General features: G+C 30.2%; 1 protein-coding gene. It reads right to left on the bottom strand.

Annotated elements, in window-relative coordinates; genetic code table 11:
- The coding region (locus AOA60_RS01350) for a DEAD/DEAH box helicase (RefSeq protein ID WP_143522325.1) at positions 1 to 206 on the bottom strand (206 nt) is incomplete at its 3' end.
- Positions 207 to 443 lie beyond the last annotated feature (237 nt).

Genomic DNA, 443 nt, shown 5'->3' on the forward strand with positions numbered 1-443 from the left:
TCCCATTTCACCAATTCACATAAAGGAACACCAAATGCAGCAGTTTTTCCACTACCTGTCTGTGATTTTACAACAAGATCTTTCTTTTCCAGTGCAAGTGGAATAACCTTTTGCTGTACCTCCGTTGGATGTTTATATTTTAACTCACTAAGAGCTCGTGTAATTTCTTCACTTAGTTGATAATCTTTAAAGTTTGCTTCACTCATTCTTTAACCTCATTCGTTGTTGGATTATGAAACGATTGTACATCAATGAATTATACCCTAGATTTAATGTTCTTGTTTAATTTTCTTTGTGATCAATGTTTTTTATGAAAAAAATGATCTTGTATATTTGATCGTAGTCGTGTAAAACTTTAACTATGTAGTTTTGATAACACTTGTTTAAGTTAAGTTGAATATAAAATCTTTGGGAATACATTTATAGTATGAACAGTTATTAGT

The organism is Pseudomonas sp. 2822-17, assembly GCF_002742485.1.
Lineage (GTDB): Bacteria > Pseudomonadota > Gammaproteobacteria > Pseudomonadales > Pseudomonadaceae > Aquipseudomonas > Aquipseudomonas cyclaminis.